The 23170-nt window shown below is 46.1% G+C and carries 15 protein-coding genes; 10 read left to right on the top strand and 5 right to left on the bottom strand.

The window, feature by feature from the left end:
• The first annotated feature begins 1 nt into the window (after position 1).
• Positions 2-1789 carry a PQQ-dependent methanol/ethanol family dehydrogenase gene (locus RJ41_RS17540; RefSeq protein ID WP_014977357.1) on the top strand — a complete coding sequence of 596 codons (1788 nt, stop codon included), beginning with the start codon at positions 2-4 and terminating at the stop codon, positions 1787-1789.
• Positions 1790-2083: 294 nt separating this feature from the next.
• Complete coding sequence (gene pedF, locus RJ41_RS17535) at positions 2084-2581, top strand: cytochrome c-550 PedF (protein ID WP_039223478.1); 498 nt, start codon at positions 2084-2086, stop codon at positions 2579-2581.
• Between the two features lie 144 nt (positions 2582-2725).
• Here pedF and RJ41_RS17530 read toward each other — a convergent pair whose 3' ends face one another.
• Positions 2726-3658 carry an AEC family transporter gene (locus tag RJ41_RS17530; RefSeq protein ID WP_014950661.1) on the bottom strand — a complete coding sequence of 311 codons (933 nt, stop codon included), beginning with the start codon at positions 3656-3658 and terminating at the stop codon, positions 2726-2728.
• Between the two features lie 184 nt (positions 3659-3842).
• On the opposite strand from RJ41_RS17530, the gene RJ41_RS17525 reads away from it, so the two are divergent.
• The 3 genes from RJ41_RS17525 to RJ41_RS17515 all read left to right on the top strand — a co-directional run bounded on the left by RJ41_RS17525 (position 3843) and on the right by RJ41_RS17515 (position 8209).
• Positions 3843-5591, top strand: coding sequence for a sensor domain-containing diguanylate cyclase (locus tag RJ41_RS17525; protein ID WP_039223475.1), 1749 nt, complete (start codon positions 3843-3845; stop codon positions 5589-5591).
• 105 nt (positions 5592-5696) lie between these two features.
• Positions 5697-6815, top strand: coding sequence for an adenosylhomocysteinase (locus tag RJ41_RS17520; RefSeq protein ID WP_039223472.1), 1119 nt, complete (start codon positions 5697-5699; stop codon positions 6813-6815).
• Positions 6816-7003: 188 nt separating this feature from the next.
• Positions 7004-8209 (top strand): M24 family metallopeptidase, encoded by a 1206-nt coding sequence (locus RJ41_RS17515; RefSeq protein WP_039223681.1) that lies wholly within the window; start codon positions 7004-7006, stop codon positions 8207-8209.
• A gap of 26 nt (positions 8210-8235) precedes the next feature.
• On the opposite strand, the gene RJ41_RS17510 is transcribed toward RJ41_RS17515, so the two are convergent.
• The gene (locus tag RJ41_RS17510; protein WP_039223468.1) at positions 8236-9945 is read right to left on the bottom strand and encodes a protein adenylyltransferase SelO; all 1710 of its coding nucleotides are present in this window, start codon (positions 9943-9945) and stop codon (positions 8236-8238) included.
• 270 nt (positions 9946-10215) lie between these two features.
• On the opposite strand from RJ41_RS17510, the gene RJ41_RS17505 reads away from it, so the two are divergent.
• Positions 10216-11889, top strand: coding sequence for a Na/Pi cotransporter family protein (locus RJ41_RS17505; protein ID WP_039223465.1), 1674 nt, complete (start codon positions 10216-10218; stop codon positions 11887-11889).
• A 1-nt stretch (position 11890) separates the two neighbouring features.
• The gene (locus RJ41_RS17500; RefSeq protein WP_039223463.1) at positions 11891-13306 is read left to right on the top strand and encodes an MBL fold metallo-hydrolase RNA specificity domain-containing protein; all 1416 of its coding nucleotides are present in this window, start codon (positions 11891-11893) and stop codon (positions 13304-13306) included.
• 26 nt (positions 13307-13332) lie between these two features.
• Here the strand turns inward: RJ41_RS17500 and RJ41_RS17495 are convergent, their stop codons facing one another.
• Positions 13333-13890: a YceB family lipoprotein gene (locus tag RJ41_RS17495; protein WP_039223459.1), complete on the bottom strand. Its 558-nt coding sequence runs from the start codon at positions 13888-13890 to the stop codon at positions 13333-13335.
• Positions 13891-14132: 242 nt separating this feature from the next.
• Between RJ41_RS17495 and RJ41_RS17490 the strand changes: the two genes are divergently transcribed.
• Positions 14133-17288: a WD40/YVTN/BNR-like repeat-containing protein gene (locus RJ41_RS17490; protein WP_039223458.1), complete on the top strand. Its 3156-nt coding sequence runs from the start codon at positions 14133-14135 to the stop codon at positions 17286-17288.
• A 126-nt stretch (positions 17289-17414) separates the two neighbouring features.
• On the opposite strand, the gene RJ41_RS17485 is transcribed toward RJ41_RS17490, so the two are convergent.
• Positions 17415-19538: a TonB-dependent siderophore receptor gene (locus RJ41_RS17485; protein ID WP_039223456.1), complete on the bottom strand. Its 2124-nt coding sequence runs from the start codon at positions 19536-19538 to the stop codon at positions 17415-17417.
• A gap of 296 nt (positions 19539-19834) precedes the next feature.
• On the opposite strand from RJ41_RS17485, the gene RJ41_RS17480 reads away from it, so the two are divergent.
• Together RJ41_RS17480 and RJ41_RS19435 are read left to right on the top strand one after the other, a co-directional pair.
• Entirely contained in the window at positions 19835-21721 is a 1887-nt protein-coding gene (locus RJ41_RS17480; protein ID WP_039223453.1) for a TonB-dependent receptor domain-containing protein, read from the top strand.
• A 10-nt stretch (positions 21722-21731) separates the two neighbouring features.
• Positions 21732-22271 carry a DUF6314 family protein gene (locus RJ41_RS19435; protein ID WP_039223452.1) on the top strand — a complete coding sequence of 180 codons (540 nt, stop codon included), beginning with the start codon at positions 21732-21734 and terminating at the stop codon, positions 22269-22271.
• Positions 22272-22289: 18 nt separating this feature from the next.
• Here RJ41_RS19435 and RJ41_RS17470 read toward each other — a convergent pair whose 3' ends face one another.
• On the bottom strand, positions 22290-23153 hold the full coding sequence (locus RJ41_RS17470) for a DMT family transporter (RefSeq protein ID WP_039223449.1): 864 nt from the start codon (positions 23151-23153) through the stop codon (positions 22290-22292).
• Positions 23154-23170: the final 17 nt, after the last annotated feature.

Genomic DNA, 23170 nt, shown 5'->3' with positions numbered 1-23170 from the left:
TATGAATAATAATATGCCAATTAAAAAACTTGCCCTATCTATGCTGGTTTGTGCAAGTGCGTTAACTCCTGTCCATGCTGTTGTCACCGACAAAGATATTCAAAATGACCACGTTACCACTGACGACGTAGTGACGTATGGCATGGGCTTGAAAGCTCAGCGCTATAGCCCGTTAACCGCCATTAACCGCGATACAGTAGAAGAAGTACGTCCTGTGTGGGCGTTCTCATTAGGTGGTGAAAAGCAGCGGGGTCAAGAATCGCAGCCTCTGGTAAAAGATGGCGTGATGTATGTGACCGGATCTTACTCTCGTGTGTGGGCCATCGATGCGAGAACTGGTGAAGAGCTATGGCAATATGAAGCGCGTTTGCCAGATGGCATTATGCCTTGCTGTGACGTAATAAACCGTGGCGTTGCGCTTTACGATAATCTGGTCATATTTGGCACCTTGGATGCCAAGCTAGTAGCACTGGATAAAGACACGGGCAAAACCGTTTGGAAGAAAAAAGTTGAAGACTACCGAGCGGGCTACGCCATTACTGCGGCGCCTATTGTTGTTGATGGAAAAGTCATTACAGGGATTTCCGGTGGTGAGTTCGGTATCGTCGGTAAAGTGTATGCTTACGACGCGAAGTCTGGCAAACAGCTATGGGTTAGACCTACCGTTGAAGGGCACATGGGGTATCTGTGGAAAGACGGTAAGAAAACCGAAAATGGTATTTCAGGCGGCGCGCCAGGCAAAACATGGCCTGCTGATTTATGGAAAACCGGTGGTGCAGCAACGTGGCTAGGCGGCACTTACGACTCAGATACAGGCTTGCTATTCTTCGGTACGGGTAACCCTGCACCGTGGAACTCTCACCTACGTCCGGGCGATAACTACTTCTCGTCGTCGCGCTTAGCTATCGACCCTAATACAGGCAAAATTGTGTGGCACTTCCAAACCACGCCGCACGATGGCTGGGACTTCGATGGCGTAAACGAACTTATCTCATTTGACTACCAGGAAAACGGCAAGACAGTGAAAGCGGCGGCAACCGCCGACAGAAACGGCTTTTTCTACGTCCTTAACCGCGAAAACGGTGACTTTATCCGCGGCTTCCCGTTTGTTGATAAATTAAACTGGGCAAAGGGACTGGATGAAAAAGGTCGACCTATCTACATTGAAGAAAATCGCCCAGGAAGCCCAGCGCAATCAGCTGATGGTAAACAAGGTGCACAGGTTGTCGCTCGCCCTGCGTTCTTAGGTGGTAAAAACTGGATGCCAATGGCCTATTCAAAGGATACTGAACTCTTCTATGTGCCTTCAAACGAATGGGAAATGGATATCTGGAACGAGCCTACCTCTTACAAGAAAGGTGCAGCGTACCTAGGTGCTGGTTTCACCATCAAATCAGTGAATGAGGACTTTATCGGCGTACTTAAAGCGATTGACCCTAAAACAGGTAAAACCGTTTGGCGCTACAACAACTTCTCTCCACTTTGGGGTGGCGTGTTAACTACAGGTGGTGGTTTGGTTTGGACCGGTAACCCTGAAGGTTATCTTATGGCCTTTGACGACAAAACCGGCGAAATGGTTTACAAGTTCCAAACTGGCTCAGGTATTGTTGGCTCTCCAGTGACATGGGAGATGGATGGTGAGCAGTACATCTCTGTACTATCAGGATGGGGCGGCGCAGTGCCATTATGGGGCGGTGAAGTTGCTAAACGCGTGAAGCACTTCAACCAAGGCGGCACCGTGTGGACGTTTAAACTGCCGAAGCGCTATCAGCAGGTGGCAAAAAACTAACCTTAGCTGAGCAGTAAATAGTGATTAATACATGGCCAGCGCCTACGTGCGCTGGCCTTTTTTCATCACCTATTCATTAACCTGTTGGCAAGGTAAGTCGTTACCATTCTTATGGGCGTTATTTCGACTCTGACTTTAGCACTAACGTTGAAGCAGCAACGGTAAAGCTTGCGCTTTCAGTGGCTATCATTGTGGCCTCCTACCAAAGGAGGAGCCTTTCAAAACCAAAGTAGAGTTACCCCTTATTTCCTCGTACGTATACTTAATTCATAGTCTTTTGAGGATGTATGAATTATGAAAACAAAAATATCGATGTTGTTCGCTGCACTCGTGATAACTGGCTTGTCTGGTCACGTGCTAGCACATGGAAATGTTATCCCTCAAGGCGCAGATAGCTCAGCTATGCCGCCAATCACTGATGGCGATGAGTCTGAAAATGGCTGGGTGTTTGAAAACCCATATCGAAGCCTTGATGAAGAAACCAAAACGAAGGTCATCAAGTTTGGTGAGTCAGCTTATGCAAATAACTGTGCAGGTTGTCACGGCTTGCACGCGCAGTCTGGCGGAATAAACCCAGACCTTCGTGAACTCGACCCAGAAAGCTTCGAAGACGACGAATGGTTCGTTGAGCGCTTGCGTTTTGGCTCGGCGAAAGGCATGCCTGCACTTGGCGGTATTCCTGAAGGTCAAACCGATCCTATCTTAGACCAAGAGACACTTTGGGCTATTAAAACCTACGTTGAAGCTCGTCGCGTTGTGGCCATTGAAGAGGGTGAGATAGAAGCAGATTAGGGCGACGTCTGTTACGCCTTTTTCGCCGGGTTAACGTCGAGTTACCCGGCGCTTTTCGTTTCCAATAACGTCTAACAACACATCAATAGCCTCACTCTTCACTGTTTATAAACTTAAAATGCGCTTAACAAAGACGTATTTTCATCACACCAGCTGTAGTTTACTTAATATTCCAAAGGCGAGGGCGGTAATAGGCAGAGATGCCAATGTGCTCACTGCGATGATACTTGCCGCCAAACGATAATCACCGCCTAAGTTTCTAACCATGACATAGCTTGCTGCAGCAGTAGGTGAAATGGCGAGAAGAAGAACAATGCCCAGTTCCATACCTCTAAATCCAAAAGCATAGGCAAACGCGACTAATATGGTGGGATAAACCACGCATTTACTGGTTGTGCTAAGCACAATGTTAAACCAGTCACTGGAGAATGAACGGAACTGTAGGGAAGCACCAGTACAAATAAGTGCAAGTGGCAGTGTTAGCTGCGCAAAGTATTCACCGGTTTTTATCAAGGTGGTGGGCAATTGCCATTCGAAGTAAGAGAAAGGGAGCGCTGCCGCGATAGAAAGAATTAGCGGGTTTTTCGCCATGCCAGTAACTTGACCCAACAAAGAACGCGACGTGCCTTGATAAAAATTAAGAACAAAGACAGACAATACGTTAAACAATATAGTAATACACCCCATATAGACCGAGGCTACAGCAAGCCCTTCTTGCCCATAGGTATTGGCACAATAAGCAAGGCCAATAATGCCCATATTGGCTCTGAAACCGCCTTGTACAACCACACCTCTGGCTTTGTACGGATGTACGGTCAGGTGAGAGGTAATCATCAGAGCGGCGAAAACAATGAGCGTGCCCATAACCCCAACGCCTATCAGCGATAGGTTGGCAGCTTTAGAAAAGTCTGCTCGCGCTATCGATAAAAATAATAGCGCAGGGAGCGCGACGTTAAATACCAGTTTAGATCCAGCTTCTATAAACCCTTCATTGAGCCATTTAATGCGAAAAAATAGCCATCCCATTAACAGAAGGATCAAAACAGGAATCAGCGTGCTGGTAATAAAACTAAGCATAAAAGATACGTAAGCCTTTACATGTGGAAACGAAATAACATTAAAACGCATTTGTAGAATATTGATGAATTTAACCTATTCACAAACGGTTTTGATAAGCGTAACTTAATATTTATATAAGAAAGGGTTGCCGATACAAAAGCTAGCCCTGTGTTTAAAAGCCCCTATTCAAAAGAATTGATGTATGAAAGCACTTCTTTTATTTATTGGTTTTGTAATAGTTAATTGCTTGTGGGGCGGGCTCTCTCACGCTTACGCTAAAAGTACTGCGTCTCTAGATAAAATGCAGTTAGTTAACGACAAGCTGTGGATGTATTACGAGGAAGGTAGTCAGCTTACTGCTGAAGACATCCTGACTAAACATCAGCAGAATAGACTTATAAAAAATACTAAAGGGCGCGTTAGTTATGGGTTCACTGGTAACACGGTTTGGGGTGTGTTGGCTGTTGAATTAGATACATATGGTGTTCTTGTTACTCGTATTGCTAAAAATAGCCCAATAAACGTACCTTTTCTTCCTCTGAAAATAGAAATAGATAATGCGTGGCTAGACGATATCGACCTCTATTTTTTCGAAAACGGTCAAAGAAAGCGTCATGTAAAACTTGGTGATAATCAGGTGCATAGTGCTCGCTTTGACGACACAAGAATGCCTTCCGTATTCTATCGATTTACCCAACCTGAAACGCTGGTGGTTTTTAGATTTTCCTCTGAAGATCCTATGACGATCCCCATATACGTAGGGCCACCAGTAGTTGCTAAAAACAAGACAACGGAAAATGCGTATTTTTATGGCGCGTTGTACGGCGCACTCGTTATTTTATTGGTCTACAACTTGGTTCTATACTCCTATCTCAAAGAACGGCGCTACCTGCTTTATTCCTTATACCTTCTCTCGTTTTTGCTATTTAACTTCACTTATACCGGTCATGGTTTCTGGTGGCTTTGGCCAGAATCGATATTCCTTCAACAGTGGCTTTTGCCCGCGCTAATGTTTTTGTATTTGTTCAGTGCGGTTAGATTCACCATCGAATTTCTTAATACCCAACTCTATCTACCAACGCTCTATCGGTGTAGGAAGTATATCTATGGCGCATTGGGCGCACTCGCTGTCACCATTGTATTGATTGGAAGTCGCTCTTTCGCGGTGATGTCGCAGCTTGCCGTTTTAACAACAATAGCGATTTGGATGTTGTTGATAGGAATTTTTGCTTACCGTAATGGCGACACATTAGCTAAATTTTTCCTTCCAGCCATTTTATGCGGAACCGGCGGTGCGATGGTGTCGAGTCTAGCCACATGGGGGCTTATTCCATACTCGAAATGGGCATTTAGAGGCATTGAAATCGGTATGGTGTTGGAAATGTCTTTGCTATCTATCTCACTGGCATTTAACTACAAACAAGTACAGCAAGCGCGCAGAAACGCCGAGCGTGACGCAAGGCTCGATCCACTTACGTCGCTTTATAATCGGCGAGCTTTTGAAGACTTAGTTTATCCTATTTGGGAGATGGGAAAGCGCAGTAATAAGTTCATGTCGGTTATGCTCATTGATATTGATTGGTTTAAAGGTATCAACGATAAATATGGTCATGACATGGGTGACAAGGTGCTGAAAAAAGTCGCTGAAGAAATTAAAGGGCAAGTTAGGGGCTCTGACATTACCTTTCGCTGGGGCGGCGAAGAGTTTTTGGTAATTTTGCCCAATACTCGGGTGCATTACGCCAAGCAAATTGCCGAGAATCTCCGCGTACACCTTTTCACCCACGACATTAACAAATTCATACGAGTGACAGTAAGTATAGGTGTGGCAGGAACCTCGCCAGGCGAAGAGGATGTCAATGTTCTCATTAAACAGTCAGACCAAGCCTTGTACCTAGCGAAAGCGAAAGGTCGAAACAAAGTGGTGGTTTGGGAGGAAGATTCAGAATAAGAGAAAATAACCGAGAGGAGAAATAAAGGGAAGTATCTAGCTGATTTATAAATACAGCATTCTCACGTATGATTCTGCTTTTCATTTTCTCAGAGTATCCTTTTCATGTACCAAGATTTTCAAGCAGAGTTGGCGTGGGCTAGCCTTCACATGCCGCGCACTCGTAATGCCATTGCATCACTTCCCGATCTGTCGAACGTAAAACTTGCTTGCAATATGCATTTAGATTTGAAAATGGCGCCTTTGGTTGAAGGGCTACTTTCACGAGGATGCGACATTTTTCTTACTACGTGTAACCCCACTACAGTGCAAGATGACGTGGTATCTTACCTTGTTGATAAAGGTGCAACGGCCCATGCATGGCGTGATATGAGCGAGGCTGACTGGTCTGAGTCATTCGATAAAGCGCTGGCGTGGCAGCCTACCCATTTGTGTGAAATGGGCGCTGATCTGACAACTCGACTTCACGAAAATATAAAAGCAAATAAACCAGTACCGAGCATTGTATCGGGCTTAGAAGCAACGGGCTCTGGCATTAACCGTTTAAATGGTATGGCGCCAAACTATCCAATATTTAACTGGGATGATTTGCCGGTAAAAGAAGGGCTTCACAACAGGCACATGGTGGGCTTAAGCGCATGGCAAACCTTCTTCCAAACCACTCATCTAACCCTGCACGAAAAAGTAGTGGTTGTTATTGGCTATGGTTTGGTGGGGCAGGGTGTTGCTGCCTCAGCAAAGGCCTTCGGAGCACAGGTTCAAGTAGCAGAACTTGACCCAGCAAGAGCGCTTCAAGCGAAATACGACGGCTGGCCAGTGGTTGATTTAAATGAAGCGGCTAGCCAGGCTGACGTTATTGCTACTGCAACTGGTGCGTATGGCGTGGTGAATTCGAATCATCTAGACAACATGAAAGGCGGAACGTTTATTTTAAACGTAGGCCATGTAGCCCAAGAAATTGATGTGCCTTACCTTAAAAACAACGCTACTCACAGTGAGCCAATGCCTTATGTAAATGCCTATAAACTGGGCGATAAAACACTGTATCTTTTAGCCGATGGCTCTATGTTTAACTTAACTGCGGGCTATGGTGACAGCATTAATGCCTTCGACGTAACCTTGGCCGTCATGGCTGCAGGCATCGGCTTTATCGTGAATGAAGGTGCAAAAAGCGAAAAAGGCTTGTACTTGTTGCCAGAGGCCGCGTGGAAAAGTGCGCTTTAAAGCGCAGCAAATCATAAGAGAGTGTTTATCTTTAAGTACGCAGTACAAAAGGTCTAGCCACCTCTGCTTATCTCGACATTCCTATTGAATGTTGTACAGTGAGCCCGTTTTAATAAATTCATAGTTAAGGCGGGCTGATGATCATTCCAATAGACAATCAGCCTTACGCCAGTGTAGGGACGAAAAAAATGGGCAAAATAATAGGTACAAAAACACCACAGCAGGCTTTAGATAGCCTTGTCAACATGACAGGCGATCTGCGCCCCATAGAGCTCTCTGAATACAAAGCCCGCATTGCCAAGGCGCAGCATTATATGCAGGAAAATGGCATTGGTGCGCTTTACTTAAACGCTGGTACTAACTTAGCGTATTTTACCGGAATGCAGTGGTACGCCAGTGAACGTTTAGTCGGAGCGCTTTTGCCTGCAAAAGGTGACCTTGTATATCTGGCCCCTACCTTTGAAATCGACTCTTTAAACGAACGCAAATTAGTGGAAGGTGACATAATTGGCTGGCAAGAGCACGAGAGCCCATACGCGCTTGTCATAGCTATGCTAGATAAGCTAAATACCGCTGGTGGCGATAAACTGGGTGTAGATGAGTCGACCCAGTTTTTTATCGTAGATGGTTTGAACAAGATGCTTGGCCAATCTTGGCAAATTATCAATGGTGCAGAGGTAACAGCACACTGTCGCATGCACAAATCTGAAAGTGAACTCGCGCTTATTCAACGCGCTATGGACATGACCCTAGCTGTGCACAAAGCGACTGCCAGTATGCTTTATGAAGGCATTACCACGACAGAAGTTGAAGCATTTATTAACGATGCACATAAGAAAGTGGGGGCTGCTGGTAACTATTTTTGCATTGTACTTTTTGGAAAAGCCACGTCGTTTCCCCACGGCGTTAAAGACCCTCAAGTACTAAAGAAGAACGACTTAGTATTGATTGATACTGGCTGTAAGGTGCATGGCTACCTCTCTGATATCACGAGAACCTATTGTTTTGGTGAGCCAACCGATAAGCAACGAGCATTATGGGAAAGCGAAAAGCGCGCGCAGCTTGCCGCATTTAACGCTGCAAAAGTTGGTGTTCCCTGTGGCGATGTGGATAAAGCCGCGCGAGACAGCTTAGCTAAAGATGGCTTAGGACCAGACTATAACTTACCAGGTTTGCCCCATCGAACCGGGCACGGCATAGGCATGGATATTCACGAATGGCCGTATTTGGTAAAAGACAATCCTCACCCGCTAGCATCTGGTATGTGTTTTAGTAACGAACCTATGATCGTAGTACCAAACGAGTTCGGTATTCGCTTAGAAGATCACTTTTATATGACCGAAGATGGCCCTGTGTGGTTTACTGAGCCTAGCGAATCGATTGACTCTTTATAAGTAAACTAAAATTAAGCTGCTCTTTCTTACGAAGAGCAGCTGTAGTGCGCCACACCGCCCGCACTGAAAAATTCAAGTGGGCGCAGCTGGTAGTACTTATTCTCTACCTCTTTTGATTGCTCATCATAAGGTGCAGTAAGTATCTTCTGAAGTTCGTGAATTTGTGTGAAGTCACCGTTTTCGGCGGCTTTGTAGGCAGGCACAATTAGCCATTCGCGCCATGTGAATTTAGGGTTTGCTTTGCGCATATTCTCTGCGGTAGCAGCAATAGCGTTTGTAACATCACCTTGTGTTTCGGCGTCCTTTTCAATGCGCTCACGCCACGTTTGTAGCCATGTTTCCCATTCTGTCATGACCTCTGCTTTAGGCGGGTAGTAAAAGCTTTTCGTCAAGCTCGCCATATCTTCTGGTATTGACGATAGCTCTCGGAAAAAAATATTGTAGTCTACGCCTGTGCGCAGCATTAATTGCAGCAGCTTAATTAGCAAGTCGTGGTCGTAGCTGGCAATGCCAAGCTTTGTTGCCCACATACTCTCCATAGCCCGCTCCATAACGCCAGAAAAACCGTCGTTGATCTCGTTAAGTTTAGAGAGCTGTTCAGTGTTACCGTCAATTAGCGGCATCAGTGAGCGGCAGAACATATCAAAGTTCTTTTGCGCAGCAATGGGCTGGTTTAAAAACGAGAAGTGACGACCGCCGCCTGTCCAAGGTTGGTAGTCTGCTTCAAAAAACTCACAAAAGCCGAATGGCCCATAGTCGAGAGTAAATCCTCCTGCGGCGCAGTTGTCGCTATTAAAATTGCCCTGACAGTAACCCACGCGAACCCACTCAGATACAAGGTGAGTTAATCGGCCTCTAAATAGCTTAGCCAGCGTTACCACTTGCTCTTCAAACGGCGCAGTTGTGTCTATTTCACTTGAGTACTCTCGCTTGATAAGGTGCTTAACAATGGCTTTTAGTTCGTTTAGCGCTTCGCTGTGTTCGTTGCAGCGAGCACGCCTAGCAAAAAGCTCAATTTGCCCAACGCGCAAAAAGGAGGGCGCCACGCGGGTAGAAATAGCCGTTATATTTTCTACCATCACTTCAGGTTCATAGGAATGAGACCCTTCGCGATACCACGGCCTGTCTACTGTGTCTGATTCAGACATAAACAAGCTCAGAGAGCGTGAGGTAGGAACGCCAAGGGCGTGCATGTGCTCTTGCACTAAAAATTCGCGCACGCTAGAGCGCAATACGGCGCGCCCATCGGCGCCACGGCAGTAAGGCGTGCGACCCGCGCCTTTTAACTGCATTTCCCAACGCTTGCCGTTTAATACTGCTTCAACAATAGAGATTGCTCGTCCGTCACCGTAGCCATTCCCCGTTCTAAACGGGCACTGCTGTGTGTATTCCGTCCCATAAATGGAAAGTGCGTAGCCAGTTGCCCAGCCGTAAGGTTTCATTGGGGCGGGTACACCCGACATATCACCTGAAAAAAGCTGGGTGAAATCTTTTGATGTAGCCAAGCTGTCGTCTAAGCCTAATTCGGCAAACAGCGTTTTGCTGTGCGCAATGTATGTCGGTGCAGTTAATGGGGTCGGAGTAACCGGCACATAGTGACCAGAGAACACTTGGCGCGGGTCATGGTCGTTACCATCAAGGGTTGCTTGTGGATCTGGACTGAGCGTGTCGAGCAAAGAGTAATCTACATGCTTTGCGAATTCATCTAGCGTTTTGATACGTTCTGTCACTTCCATCACCTTTTGTTGCGTAGCCGTGGTTTATTACTCATTTGCCGAGTGCTCAATCATCAAGTTGAGCCCCTGAACGGCTGTGCATTGCGTTGCTATATTTCTTCATTGTTTGACCAAGAACAAACAATGAGACTTACGCGCATTGTACTCTTATCTATACTTTTATGAAGGTATGAAGCGCCAACCGCGACTTTTATTTATTGGCGAAGTGCTCAGGAGAAATGATCAGAAATAGCGAATGGTCGGCGATGAATAAAGCAAAGAGGCTGGTAGATGGAAAGTGTCGTACTGCTGGGTAGTATAATTGGTGGGTTAGGTCTGTTCTTACTTGCCATCGGAATGATGACTGAAGGGCTTAAGTTAGCAGCAGGTAATGCGCTGCGCACCTTGCTCGCTAAATGGAGCAAAACGCCATTTAGAGGCGTGGTGTCGGGTGCGGCAATGACAGCTTTGGTGCAGTCCTCAAGTGCAGTCACCGTGGCATCTTTAGGCTTTGTTAACGCCGGTTTACTGAGTATGCGCCATGCCTTAGGTATAGTGTACGGCGCCAACATCGGCACCACCATGACAGGCTGGCTTGTCGCAATGGTAGGCTTTAAATTAAATATTCAGGCCGTTGCTTTGCCTATGATAGGCGTAGGCATGATCCTGAAGTTATTAAAGCCCAATAGCCGTTTAGCGTCAGTCGGTATCGCCATCGCCGGCTTTGGCCTTTTCTTTGTAGGGATAGACAGTTTAAAAACAGCCTTTGAAGGAATAGTAAGTACCTTTGATCTTAGTCAGTTTAAAGCTGAAGGCGTTGAAGGTTTTCTTATGTACCTAGTGATTGGCTTTGTAATGACTGTGCTAACCCAGTCATCTAGTGCATCTATCGCGCTTACCATCACCGCGGCAACTTCAGGCATGGTGGGTATTTATGCCGCCGGCGCAATGGTTATTGGTGCAAATATAGGCACAACCTCTACGGCTATGTTCGCGTCAATTGGCGCTACCTCTAGCGCGAAGCGTGTTGCCGCTGCACAAGTTGTGTTTAACGTAGCGACCGCCGTTGTGGCTGCGCTTATTTTACCGCTATTGTTTGGGCTAATTCATTGGGTAACGGCGGTTGCAGAAATAGACGCTGACCCAGGAATCACCTTAGCCATTTTCCATACACTGTTTAATTTGCTGGGTGTGGCACTTATCTTTCCTCTGAACGACAAGCTTGCAAGCTTTCTTGAGCAGCGCTTTGTGTCTCTTGAAGAAGAGGCCTCAAAACCTAAGCATTTGGACAAAAATATTGCTCAAACCCCTGACCTGGCAGTAAACGCGCTCATCTTAGAATTGTTGTCAGTATCTGACCGCTTTTTACATGTTTACCCCAAACTATTTTCTCAACAAAGTAGTGAAATAACTGCTGTTGAAAACGACATACATGGCGTTGAGGCGCTATGCCAACACATATCGCAATTTATTGTAGACGTAGAGCGTGCAGCTTTAAGTGAAGAAACCACAAAAGCATTGGCCTCGCTCATGCGAGTAGAGCACTACATGCTATCTAGCGCGCAAAAGGCACTCGCTATTTCTGCAGTGAGCAGGCGTCGGGATGTCCTCACTAAGGCTGAGCTGGAAGGTCAACTGCTTAACTATCTATCGGTAACTAACGAGTTCATGCGTATGGTGCGTTGGAGACAATTTGATAGTAGCGATGCGCTAAGTCTTCAGTTTGACTTACTCGACAAAGAACACCACAAAGTTAAATCAGCACTTGTGATGGGGGCAACACAAGGTGACATTGCTGTTACCCAAATGACAGATGCCACTGAGTGCATGGAGTGCCTGCTGCAGATAGTACAAATGTGGGTCAAAGTCTTTGTGCGTATTCAACAAGTTGAAGACAGTATAACAACAGCAAACTTAATACACGGCGACAGTCAGAATAACTCGAAAACAATTGAAGGAGTCTGATATGGCATCACTTACTTTTTTAGGCGCAGTGGAAGGTGTAACAGGGTCTATGCATCTACTCAAAACTGAACATAGCACCTTGTTGTTAGATTGCGGCCTATATCAAGGTAGGCGTGATGAAGAGGCGAAAAACCATAAACCCTTGCCAGTGGATGTCAGTCAACTTGATGCGGTTATTCTGTCACACGCCCACTTAGACCATTCCGGGCGATTACCTATATTGTTGAGAGAGGGCTATAGCGGGCCTATTTATATGACACGGCCAACGGTTGATCTCATTGAAGTGTTGCTAAAAGATGCCGCTTCTTTGCAGGAGCGGGATGCTGAGTGGGAGAACAAGCGGCGGCAGCGTTCGGGCAAGCCGCTCATCGAACCCCTGTATCGCCAAGAGGAAGTGGACGGTGTGATGAAACTATGCATACCAACTCGCTACCACACCAAGCGTAAAATCACGCAAGACGTGGAAATTAACTTCGCTGATGCTGGGCACATTCTTGGTTCAGCAATAGTGGAAATATTTATTACTGAAAACGGTCAGACTAAAAAGCTGGTCTTTTCTGGCGATCTTGGTAATTCGCAGGCTGCATTGCTCCGCGACCCAGACATAGTCACTGATGCTGATATCGTGCTTTTAGAGTCGACCTATGGCGATCGCAACCACCGCTCAATGAAAGACACCCTTGATGAGTTTGAAGAGGTGATTTTGCAGGCCAGTGAGAATGGCGGAAACATCCTCATTCCGTCATTTGCGGTTGGGCGAACCCAAGAAATCATTTTTCGTTTAGGTGAGCTCTATCAACAGGGGAAATTGCGTCATCAAAAAGTATTTCTAGATAGCCCAATGGCCATCGCGGTTACCGAGATATATCACCGTTACCAAGATGTTTATAATGAAGAAGATTTAGACGCTATTGAAGATAGTGCTGAGCGTGCGCATAGCCACAACCAAAGCTTACATTCCTTACTGCCCATTTTAAGCTACACAACGTCAACTGAAGAGTCTATTGCCCTAAATAAAGTTGTTAGCGGCGCCATTATTATTGCTGGTAGTGGCATGTGTAACGGAGGAAGAATTCGGCATCACTTAAAACAGAACCTATGGCGCAAACAATCTCACGTGGTATTCGTAGGCTTTCAAGCAATGGGTACGCCGGGACGAAAAATTATCGACGGGGCGACACATATTAAAATGGCTGGCGAGGACATTGTAGTTCGCGCTCAAATTCATACGCTAGGTGGGTTCTCGGCACACGCAAGTCAAGAGCAGCTCATCGGCTGGCTATCGCATTTTACTAAGCAACCGAAAGTTTACCTAGTTCACGGTGAGGACGGCGCTAAACAAGAATTGCAAAGCGCCATAAGAGAAAAAGGGTGGAATGTTACTATTCCACAACTAAACGACACGATACGCTTTTAACCGGCTTGGAAGTAACAGCCACTGTGTTATTGCTTCGGCCTAAGCGCCAGTTGGCCTTGCTCAACCGTGAGCTGTAAAGGCACGGTTGAAAGCATGCTTACTGCTTTGTTCGCAAGGTCTAAGCGATATACAGGATTAGTGGCCAAATAACCGTTGATGAGCTGCATAAATTCACCGCTCACAGGTGCCAAATTACCTTTAAAACCGCCTGCATCAATGGTGCTATCAAGTAGAGACAATGAGCGCACAAAAATCGCTTTTTCTTCATTGTCGTAATAAGGCGTGCCTTCTAAAGCAAGACTTACTTTCGCAGGGTAGTTCAACCCAAATGCACTAATACGCGCAGTGGCAATAGCGCCTAGCTGAACCACGTCTCTGCCATCTGGGCCAATGGTCGCCGTCATATCTTCCACATCTAGATAAAGAGGGATACCAGCAAGTGAGGTTTGCTTTTGCAGCTTACTCACCTGGCTATCAAGCACTTGTTCTAACTCGGCATTGGATACAGTGTAAACCGCCAATTGAGAAATAGTAGCGCAGCCCGCAAGCATGGCAGCGAAGGCAACGGAAAGTAGAATCCTCATAAAAAGTCTCTTTAGTAATTAGGTGTCGAATTACACAGTGTGAGCTACTAATGCTACCGCTGTAACAACAGAATGTATTCATTGTAAGGGCTGAGGCAACAGATGAACAACGAAATCGTTAAAGTACTACTGGGAAAAATGTGTTCGGGCATCATTAACAAAAACTTTTGCCATAACGCCCTCAACAAAGCAGTATAAGAAGTTCTTCTTATTAAAAATAAATACACGACAAGGCATTTAGTATGGTTTCACAGAGACTGATTTCTGGGAAAATGGTGGCTGCGCTTGCTATTTGCGTAAGCACACTTTCTAGTTTCTCGCATTCTGCATTCGCACTTGAAGATACCGTTAACCCTGAGCTTTTCGATAAAATGGAGTATCGATTTATTGGGCCTTACCGCGGTGGGCGCTCGGTAGCGGTTACCGGGGTTGAAGGTAATAGCAATCTTTATTTTATGGGCACCGCAGGTGGCGGTGTTTGGAAAACCGAAAACGCGGGTTTATCGTGGACAGCCATATCCGATAAAACATTTAAGGTAGGTAGTATTGGCGCAATCGCCGTTGCTCCTTCAGATCCTAATGTTATTTACGTAGGTACTGGTGAAGGCCCTATTCGAGGCGTAACCACTAGTCACGGAAAAGGTGTTTATAAATCTACAGACGGCGGTGAAACCTGGAAGCTGGTGGGTTTAGATAAACGCGGTCAAATCCCCAAAATTCGCATACATCCCACCAACCCTGATATAGCTTGGGCTGCAGTACAGGGCAATATTTGGGGGCCTAATGAAGAGCGCGGTATATTCAAAACGATAGACGGCGGTAAAACATGGCAGCATGTGTTAAAAGTGAACGTCGATACCGGCGCCGCTGACTTAGCAATAGACCCATCTAACCCCAGAATTCTTTATGCCAGCATGTGGCATCACGGCAGAACACCTTGGTTTATTAAATCAGGCGGTGAGGGCGGTGGCCTTTATAAGTCAACAGATGGCGGTGAAAGCTGGGACAAATTAGAAAAAGGACTGCCTACGCTTATCGGTAAAGTCGGTGTAGATATTGCCGCGTCTAACCCGAAGCGCCTGTATGCTATTGTCGAGGCTGAAGAAGGCGGTGTATATCGCAGTGACGATGCGGGTAAGTCGTGGTCGTTAATGAACGGCGACAACATTCTTAAAGCCCGCGCGTGGTACTACAACCACATCAAAGTTGACCCTAATGACGAAAATACTCTGTATGTGATGAATGTGCAGCTGCACAAATCTATTGATGGCGGCAAAACCTTCGAGACGGTTTCGTTACCCCATGGCGATACCCACGATATGTGGATAAACCCTGAAAATAGCTTAAACATGATCAACGCTAATGACGGTGGCGCAACCGTTACTTTCGACGGCGGTGAATCCTGGTCAAGCATTTACAACCAGCCAACGGCGCAGTTTTATCGCGTTATTACCGACAATTTAAACCCTTACTACGTTTATGGCGGGCAGCAAGATAACTCAACCATGGCAACGCCTTCTCAAACTTGGGGAGATGGCATGGGAATAGAAGATCAGTTTGCCGTGGGTGGTGGCGAAAGCGCGCATATTGCGTTTAACCCCGACGATCCAACACTGATTTACGCCACTACAATCAACGGTACATTAACCGAATATAACCGCGATACTGGGCTAACGCGGCCCATTATGCCTTACCCTGAATATGTGTTTGGCCGAAACGCACGGGATCAAAAGTACCGCACCAACTGGAATGCCCCAGTGGTAGTGTCAAAGCATGATCCTGACACCGTGTACTATGGCACGCAGATGATCTTAAAAACCACAGATCGCGGTGTGAACTGGCAGGAAATTAGCCCAGACTTAACCCGTAACGAGCCAGAAAAGCAGGGGCTGAATGGCGGTCCGATTACCAATGAACAGGCCGGGGCCGAATACTACAACACGGTTTTCTATATTGCCGAATCGGCAGTTAACAAAGGCGAGCTTTGGGTTGGAGCCGATGACGGTAAGCTGCATATAACCCGTGATGAGGGCAAAAACTGGAAAGATGTTACGCCTCATAAAAAAGAAGCGCAGGTCAATGCCATAGAACTTAGCCCTCACGCACAAGGCAGAGCTTACGTTGCGGTAGCAGGCTATAAATTAAATGACTACACGCCTTACATTTACAAAACCGACAACTACGGCAAGCGCTGGAAGCGTATTGACGAAGGCCTACCAGAGGACGCCTTTGTTCGCGTAGTACGCGAAGATACAGAGCGCGAAGGTATGCTGTTCGCGGGTACTGAAAGCGGCATGTTTATTAGCTTTGACGACGGTAAACATTGGCAAGAGCTAGACTTAAACCTGCCGCCTGTGGCGATTACGGATATGCAGGTAAAAGGTGATGATTTGGTCATTGCAACCCAAGGGCGAGGCTTTTGGATATTAGACGACATAGCGCCGTTACGTGAAGTGCACAAGTCGTTAGATAACGAAGCATTGTTTCAGTTTGAACCCGTAGATGGCATTCGCTTGCTATCTGGCGGTGGCATGACCGACCAGCCACAAGCGAAAAACCCGCCACGTGGCGCTACCTTCCGTTATTACCTGAAAGATGCACTAGAAGAAGAGCAAACGCTACGCATTGATATATTTAATGCCGATAACGAGCTTGTTCGCACACTGTCATCTGCACCTAGTGCATTTGAGAAGTGCGCGAAGGGGAACGAAGACGTTCGCAGCCCTGTCAAATTTAAACACCCTGCAACAAAAGCGGGTTACAACGAATTTGTATGGGATCTTCGACGTGAGCCGTTGAACTGCATTGAGAATGTAAAACTGTTTGGCGGTTGGAACGGCGCCCGTGTTATGCCTGGAGACTACAAAGCGAAAATCACAGTAGGTGAACAGGCGCAAACCCGCGCGTTTAAAGTACTTCCAGACCCAAGAGAAGAAGCAGATAAAGCGCAACTTCAAGTGGTTGAAAAGAGCATTCAGGCTACAGAAAGCTTACTGAATGATTTGTTTGCACACCTGCAAAAAGCCCGTGATGTGCGAGCACAATTAAACGGTGTGTCTGAAGATAACGTAATGCTGGCAAGCGATGTGTCGGCTTCAATCGAGCGCATTGTTAGTGCAATCGACGACTGGGAAGCCTTGGTTATTCAGCCCAAACATCAAACTTTTGAGGATGACATTAACTGGCCGAATATGCTCGACAGACAAGTCCGCTTCTTAATGGATAACTTCGACAGAACAGGCGCGCCTGCACAAGCTGGTGCACTAAAACGGTTGGAAGACTTAGAGGCAAAGTGGCAGCAGTATAAAGTACAGCTAGAAACCTTGTTTGGCGAAGAAGTGAAACCATTGAACGAAAAGCTCTCAAAGCAAGGCGCGTTTGATTTAGAGAGTTTGTAAGTTTCTACGTCCACAATTCTCAGCTTAAATTTGTAAATAAAAAAAGCCAGAAGATATTATCTTTGTGGCTTTTTTTGCTTAAGAACACTCACGTCGTTAAGCGAGTAACGCTATTTCAGCTAGGCATTAGAACTGGTACTTAACGCTTACCGTATAGTTAGTTGGTGAGCCTGGCATAGTCCAAAGCTGATGGTATGAGTTCTCAAAGTAATCTCTGTCGAACAGATTGTTCACGTCAAATCTCATAGAAAGTTCATCGCTGATGTTCACCGACCCTGCCAAGTTCACAAGGGTATAAGACGGCAAAATGAAGGTTGGATCCGTGGTTTGCCCTAATCGGTCGCCCACGTAACGCATGGTCACACCAAAGAACGCTTCTTTTTCAAATATGCTGGTGAAATGATTAAGCGAGATATACCCCGAATGCTTGGCAATATTGATTAAGCGCGACCCTTTAGGAATAGGAACGCCCCAATCCAAGTTGTTAACTTCGTTCGCGGTTTTAGCATCTATGTACGCGTAGGCCATATCAAGGCGAATGTCTGAAGTAAGGTCAGTCGTTAACTGAAATTCTAGCCCTTGGCTTTCAACTTCACCGAGCGTAGCTGAAAAGCCAGTGTTAGGTTCAGCGGTAAGCATGTTGGTCTTTTCAGCATCAAAAATAGCGACGCTACCAGAAAACATATCAGCAATGTTTTCCCACTTAGCACCTACCTCAAAAGAGGTGGTCTCTTCAGGGGCAAATGCGTTGCGGTCAGAATCAAGTCCTGGGTTGGGTCTGAAACCTTCTGCATAGCTAGTGTAAAGGCTTACGGAATCATTGATTTCATACACGAATCCAAAGCGTGGCGTCACTTCCGTTTGGTCTTGTTCTTGCCCTTCATTACTTAACTTATTAAGAATGTCTTGCTCGAATTTGTCCACGCGAAAGCCAATTAAAAGCTTGGTTGCATCGGTAAGTTCAATAACATCTTGTGCGTAGAAACCTAACCCTTTTTGCTTTTCAGCCGTAAGTGTAGTGGGCGTAACGTCGGGTCTGAAAATAGTGTAGTCAGGATTTTCAGGGTCGATGCTATAAGTGGTATCACCAGCACCCCACGCAGTGCGCCAACGACGATAGTCTGTATCGATGTGGTAGTTGTAGTAGTCCAAGCCAAATAAGACGTTATTTACGAAGCCTGCCACGTCTACCGCGCCACTTAATTCAAAGCGTAGTGATAAGTCCTGCGCTTGATAGTCACGTGTTCTACGTTGCCTTGAAAGTATAGACGGGTCGGTATACAAAAGCTGACGGCCTTCTGACAGTTCAGTATCTGAAGACTGCCCTTCAAAAGAAGAGTGTCTGTAGGCGAAGCCACTGAGTAAATGCCAATTGTGATTCAACTCGTGATTTAACACTAGCTGATGGCCAAAGGCTTTAACTTCATGAGCTCCGTCTCTAACATCACCATAAAAGTCTTCGGCATCTACGGCGTCGAAGTCGTTATTCAATATGAACACACCGCGATCAAGCGGCTTTTCCTGATCCAATATTTCCATCTGATAGCTTAAGCTGGTGTGATCAGAAATGTTCCAAATGAATGAAGGGTTAAGATTCAAATTTTTGAAAAACACGTTATCGCGATAAGTATCAGAGTCTTCGTATGAACCATTAACGCGATACGCCATGTCTGAATTAATGCCGTTCGTGTAATCGAACTCAACTTGCTTTTTATCAAAGTTACCTACGGTACCTTGGATGTAGCCTTGCTCTTCAAACTGAGGTTTTTTGGTAATTATGTTTATGGTACCGCCAGGCTCCCCTTGACCATATAAGGCAGAGCCTGGGCCCTTCATTACTTCTATGGTTTGAACGTTAACGGTGCTTCTATTGCCGCTATAGCCACGTACGTTGAAGCCGTTTATTAAATAACCCGATGGATTATTTTCATCGCCAGAAAAACCTCGGATCGCAAAGCTATCGAACATGCCGCCAGAGTTGTTTTGTCTAACAACGGTGGGCGCAAAATCTAACGCATCGATGAAGCGCGTGATCCCTTCATTCGCTAACGTATCCGCGTTAATTCGGTCGATTGCTTGTGGGGTGTCGATTAGCGGTACGTTACCACGATATGGCTGAAAGTGTCTTTTTACTTCAATGTGTTCAAGTTCATCATGATCACCTTGAAGGGGGCTTTCATCTGTTTGCGCAGCAGCGCTTACTGATAATGCAACTAAAGAAAATATAAACGGAGTTTTAAGGTCAAGCATAAGCAAGGGATGACGTATCTTTGGCAGATTTTGGAAAGGTCGCGAATGTTATGTTATCTCGTTTCTTTCCTCAGTGGTATTGATGGGTGTAGAGGTGAAATTGATGATTATTTAGGACTAATTGCATACAGGGAGCTTCTTTTGAAAAGTAAAAACACGCAAAGCGTTGTTACAAAGTGAACATACTGGTCCAAACTCAACTGTCTGGCGTTTTCCTCTGCCTGCCAATGCTATACACTTCGCGTTTTTGTTACGCCTTATTGCTGGCTATCCGTAAATTTGAACTAGGACACTAAATGCGTCATACAACACTCTCTTTGCTCTTCTGTACTGTACCTTTTGCTGCGATGGCCGCTGAAAGTGTTGATACTTCAAGCGCTAACGTTGGCGTGAACAGTAACGAAAAAGGCGTGGAAAAAATTACGATTGAAGGGGCGGCGACGGCGAATGACAAGCCGGTAGGCACGTTTAATTCACCTATTTCAAATTTAGAGTACGACCCCCGTGTCGATTTGCAATCAAGGAACATGGCAGAAGCGCAGGCCGACGTCACAATACGCGGCGGTATATTCGAAAACACGGGTTTTCGCATAGGAAGCGCAACGCTTATTGACCCGCAAACGGGGCACTATTTTGCTGAAATTCCCATTGCGCCAGAAATGCTGACGAAGCCGAGTATTTTCACGGGCGTCGATAACGCGCTTTACGGTGTAAATAGCTCTGTAGGTACGGTGTCTTACGGCTGGCGCCCCATCCAAACAGCAGGCAGTGTGTCACTGGGTGTAGGCAATAATAACTTCAATCTGCAGCGTGTACACGGTGCAGTAAAGCACGCATTTGATGATTTACCCGGTTGGTCTGTTGGGGTTGAAGGAGAGTACTCTCGCTCTGAAAGTGATGGGACTATTGCCAATGGCGATCATGACTTCGAACGTGCGTCAGGGCGTATTCAACTAGCAAGTGAGGATTCACAAACTGATTTGTTTTATGGCTTCCAGCAAAAGTTCTTTGGCTGGCCTAACTTGTATACACCTTTCAACGTAAACGAAACGGAAGATATTCAAACCCGTTTGGTTATGCTAAATCATAAACAGCGCTACGGCGAAAAGGGTATGGTAAATACCTTTGAGGTTTCAGCTTACTACAGAGAAAATGACGACCATTATGTATTCTCACGTGAAAACCCTGAAGCGTTTCAGGCGTTTCACGAAACCCAAGTGGAGTCATTGGCGTTTTCTGGCACCCATAATATATCGCAAAGTTTTGGTATCAACTACGCCGCACAGTTTACCGCAGACGACATTACATCAACCACGTTAGAGAACAATTTCACCTCTCGTGACTACTACAAAATAAGCGTAGTGCCTGAGTATCGAACGCAGGTGAACAGCAATGAATCGCTTACCGTTCGTTTAGGTGGGGCGTTTGACGATACGAATCGCGACGACGACCGATTGTCTTTTGTGGGCGATATTAGCTGGCTTGCCCAAACGGGCAATAATGCCTCGCGCACACTCTATCTTTCTTATGCAGAAGCGACGCAGGTGGCTGGCTACACTGCTGTAGGCGGCAGCACCTCAAGCGGTCTATTTAGAAGTAACAATCAGTTACAGCGGGAAGTCAGTAAAAACCTAGAGTTTGGGGCGTCATTTGATGAATCTTCTTTCAAAGTTGATACCGCCTTGTTCTATCGCTGGGATAATGAACTGACAGACTGGACCTATAGCTTCGACTCTACCTCGGCGCGCAGTGCAAACCCAGTTGATATTGAAACCCTGGGTATTGAGTTAATTGCAATTAAGCGCTTTGATAGCGCAGATGTGGTGGCCAGCTACACCTATTTAGATAAGTCTGAAGACTATCGAATTGATGAGGTAGACGCGAGCTTTTACGCGCTTAACTATCCGCCGCATCGCGCAACCCTTGGGGTGGTGTGGTTTGCAACCGATACGGTTGAAGTGCGCATTGACAACGAGTGGCGGAAACAAGAAACCAATGCGCTTAGAAACGGCGATGACTCAGCATTCTTCTCGCATGTTGCCCTTACGTATTCACCGGCTCAGATTGAAGGGTTAAACCTAGTAATAGCCGTGGATAATTTGTGGGATGAGCGCTTTGAAGAAATTCCTGGTACGCCGGGTCGAGGCGACCAATATTCTGCCACTGTTACCTATTTTTGGTAAGGGATGCGCAATGACCGTTAATTCTCCTTATACCTTGGAAGATTTTGCTGGACGATGGACGCTCTCGCGCAAAATTATCCAGAGAAACGGTGATGAATTTACCTTTTCTGGCAAGGCTGAATTTAGCTGGCTTGAAGGCAAAAGCTACGTAGGTGAAAGCTATGTAGATAACGGCCACATCGGCAAAGACGACATAGTCAAAAAACACAAAGGCAAAAAACACAAAGACAACGTCGGCGCAAAAAAGGAAATGTGCAGCTTAGCGTATAACGAAAAAGGTGAGGTAACGGCGCCTAACGGCAGCGTTATGCCAGCAGAGCGTCGGTATATTTGGCAGCAACCTCAAACCGGTATGTTTGAAGTGTTGTTCGACGATGAACGTTATTTTCATACATTTAGTGCGAGCAACCCGAACGCCGAACACTTATGCGGCGATGACAACTACATAGTGCGCTATGACTTCTCTGCCTGGCCAGTATGGCGCTCAACATGGCAGGTCAAAGGCCCGCGCAAAGACTACACTATGGTAAGTGAGTATAGCCCTGCGTAGACTCGGCTTTGTTTAGGCTTAGATCTGCTTCAGTTTTTTGGTGTATTGATGAGACATCCAAAGCGCAATAGCAATGATGGCTCCGCCAAAAAACAGACGGGAAAAATCTGTGTCTTTTTGCCAAAGCAGTAAATTAACAACCAGCCCTGCCGGAATCAGCGCGTTATTCATTATGGCTAACGTACCACCAGAGACTTTTAGCGCGCCTTGATTCCAAAAGTAATACCCAAGCCCTGAAGCCACAATACCCAACCACAGTAGCACTCCCCATTGCTCGGTATTTTGCGGTAGTTGGCTTGTGTTGCCGAATAGGAAAAATGCGGGCAAGGCTACAACTAACGCGCCTAAATAAAACCACGCGAAAACGTTGTGATAGGAAATTTGGCCTTCAAAAGTAGAGGTGAGTTTTTTATAACCCACCTGTCCTAGTGCAAAGGAAAGGTTAGCACCTTGAACAATGGCAAAACCAAACCAGTAGTTATCAGTCACGCCATCAAAGCGAATTATGGCTGCACCTGCGGTGGCAATAAGTGCGCACAATAAATAAAACGGGGTAAACCGCTTAAACAGGGCGTCATTTAAAATGGCGACATAAAGCGGCGTAAAAATGGTGAAAAGTAGTACCTCAGGTACGGTTAAATACAAAAACGCGTGGTAAAAGAAGATGTACATCAACCCCAGTTGCACCGCACCTAAACTCGCCAGGACTGCCTTTTGTTTAGGGTTTAATAACGCAGGCTTAAGAAAGGGGAGGAAAACCAGTGTGGCGAGCACAATGCGTGTCAAAACAGCAAAATAACTGTCTACTGAGCCAGCCAAAAACTCGCCTATGAGCGAAAAGGAAAATGCCCACAGGACAGTAACTGCTATTAAATAAAACACACGCTATGCTTCTTTGT

Origin of the sequence: Alteromonas marina (assembly GCF_000808575.1) — a bacterium.
Classification (GTDB): domain Bacteria; phylum Pseudomonadota; class Gammaproteobacteria; order Enterobacterales; family Alteromonadaceae; genus Alteromonas; species Alteromonas marina_A.
This window is presented reverse-complemented; position numbering and strand designations above follow the sequence as displayed.

Excerpts from the sequence above, each read along its gene's own strand:
- RJ41_RS17490 (WP_039223458.1), top strand. The coding sequence starts at position 14,133 with ATGGTTTCACAGAGACTGATTTCTGGGAAAATGGTGGCTGCGCTTGCT.
- RJ41_RS17515 (WP_039223681.1), top strand. The coding sequence starts at position 7,004 with ATGGGCAAAATAATAGGTACAAAAACACCACAGCAGGCTTTAGATAGC.
- RJ41_RS17510 (WP_039223468.1), bottom strand. The coding sequence starts at position 9,945 with ATGGAAGTGACAGAACGTATCAAAACGCTAGATGAATTCGCAAAGCAT.
- RJ41_RS17500 (WP_039223463.1), top strand. The coding sequence starts at position 11,891 with ATGGCATCACTTACTTTTTTAGGCGCAGTGGAAGGTGTAACAGGGTCT.
- RJ41_RS17485 (WP_039223456.1), bottom strand. The coding sequence starts at position 19,538 with ATGCTTGACCTTAAAACTCCGTTTATATTTTCTTTAGTTGCATTATCA.
- RJ41_RS17525 (WP_039223475.1), top strand. The coding sequence starts at position 3,843 with ATGAAAGCACTTCTTTTATTTATTGGTTTTGTAATAGTTAATTGCTTG.
- RJ41_RS17480 (WP_039223453.1), top strand. The coding sequence starts at position 19,835 with ATGCGTCATACAACACTCTCTTTGCTCTTCTGTACTGTACCTTTTGCT.
- RJ41_RS17520 (WP_039223472.1), top strand. The coding sequence starts at position 5,697 with ATGTACCAAGATTTTCAAGCAGAGTTGGCGTGGGCTAGCCTTCACATG.
- RJ41_RS17505 (WP_039223465.1), top strand. The coding sequence starts at position 10,216 with ATGGAAAGTGTCGTACTGCTGGGTAGTATAATTGGTGGGTTAGGTCTG.
- pedF (WP_039223478.1), top strand. The coding sequence starts at position 2,084 with ATGAAAACAAAAATATCGATGTTGTTCGCTGCACTCGTGATAACTGGC.
- RJ41_RS17540 (WP_014977357.1), top strand. The coding sequence starts at position 2 with ATGAATAATAATATGCCAATTAAAAAACTTGCCCTATCTATGCTGGTT.
- RJ41_RS17530 (WP_014950661.1), bottom strand. The coding sequence starts at position 3,658 with ATGCTTAGTTTTATTACCAGCACGCTGATTCCTGTTTTGATCCTTCTG.
- RJ41_RS17495 (WP_039223459.1), bottom strand. The coding sequence starts at position 13,890 with ATGAGGATTCTACTTTCCGTTGCCTTCGCTGCCATGCTTGCGGGCTGC.
- RJ41_RS19435 (WP_039223452.1), top strand. The coding sequence starts at position 21,732 with ATGACCGTTAATTCTCCTTATACCTTGGAAGATTTTGCTGGACGATGG.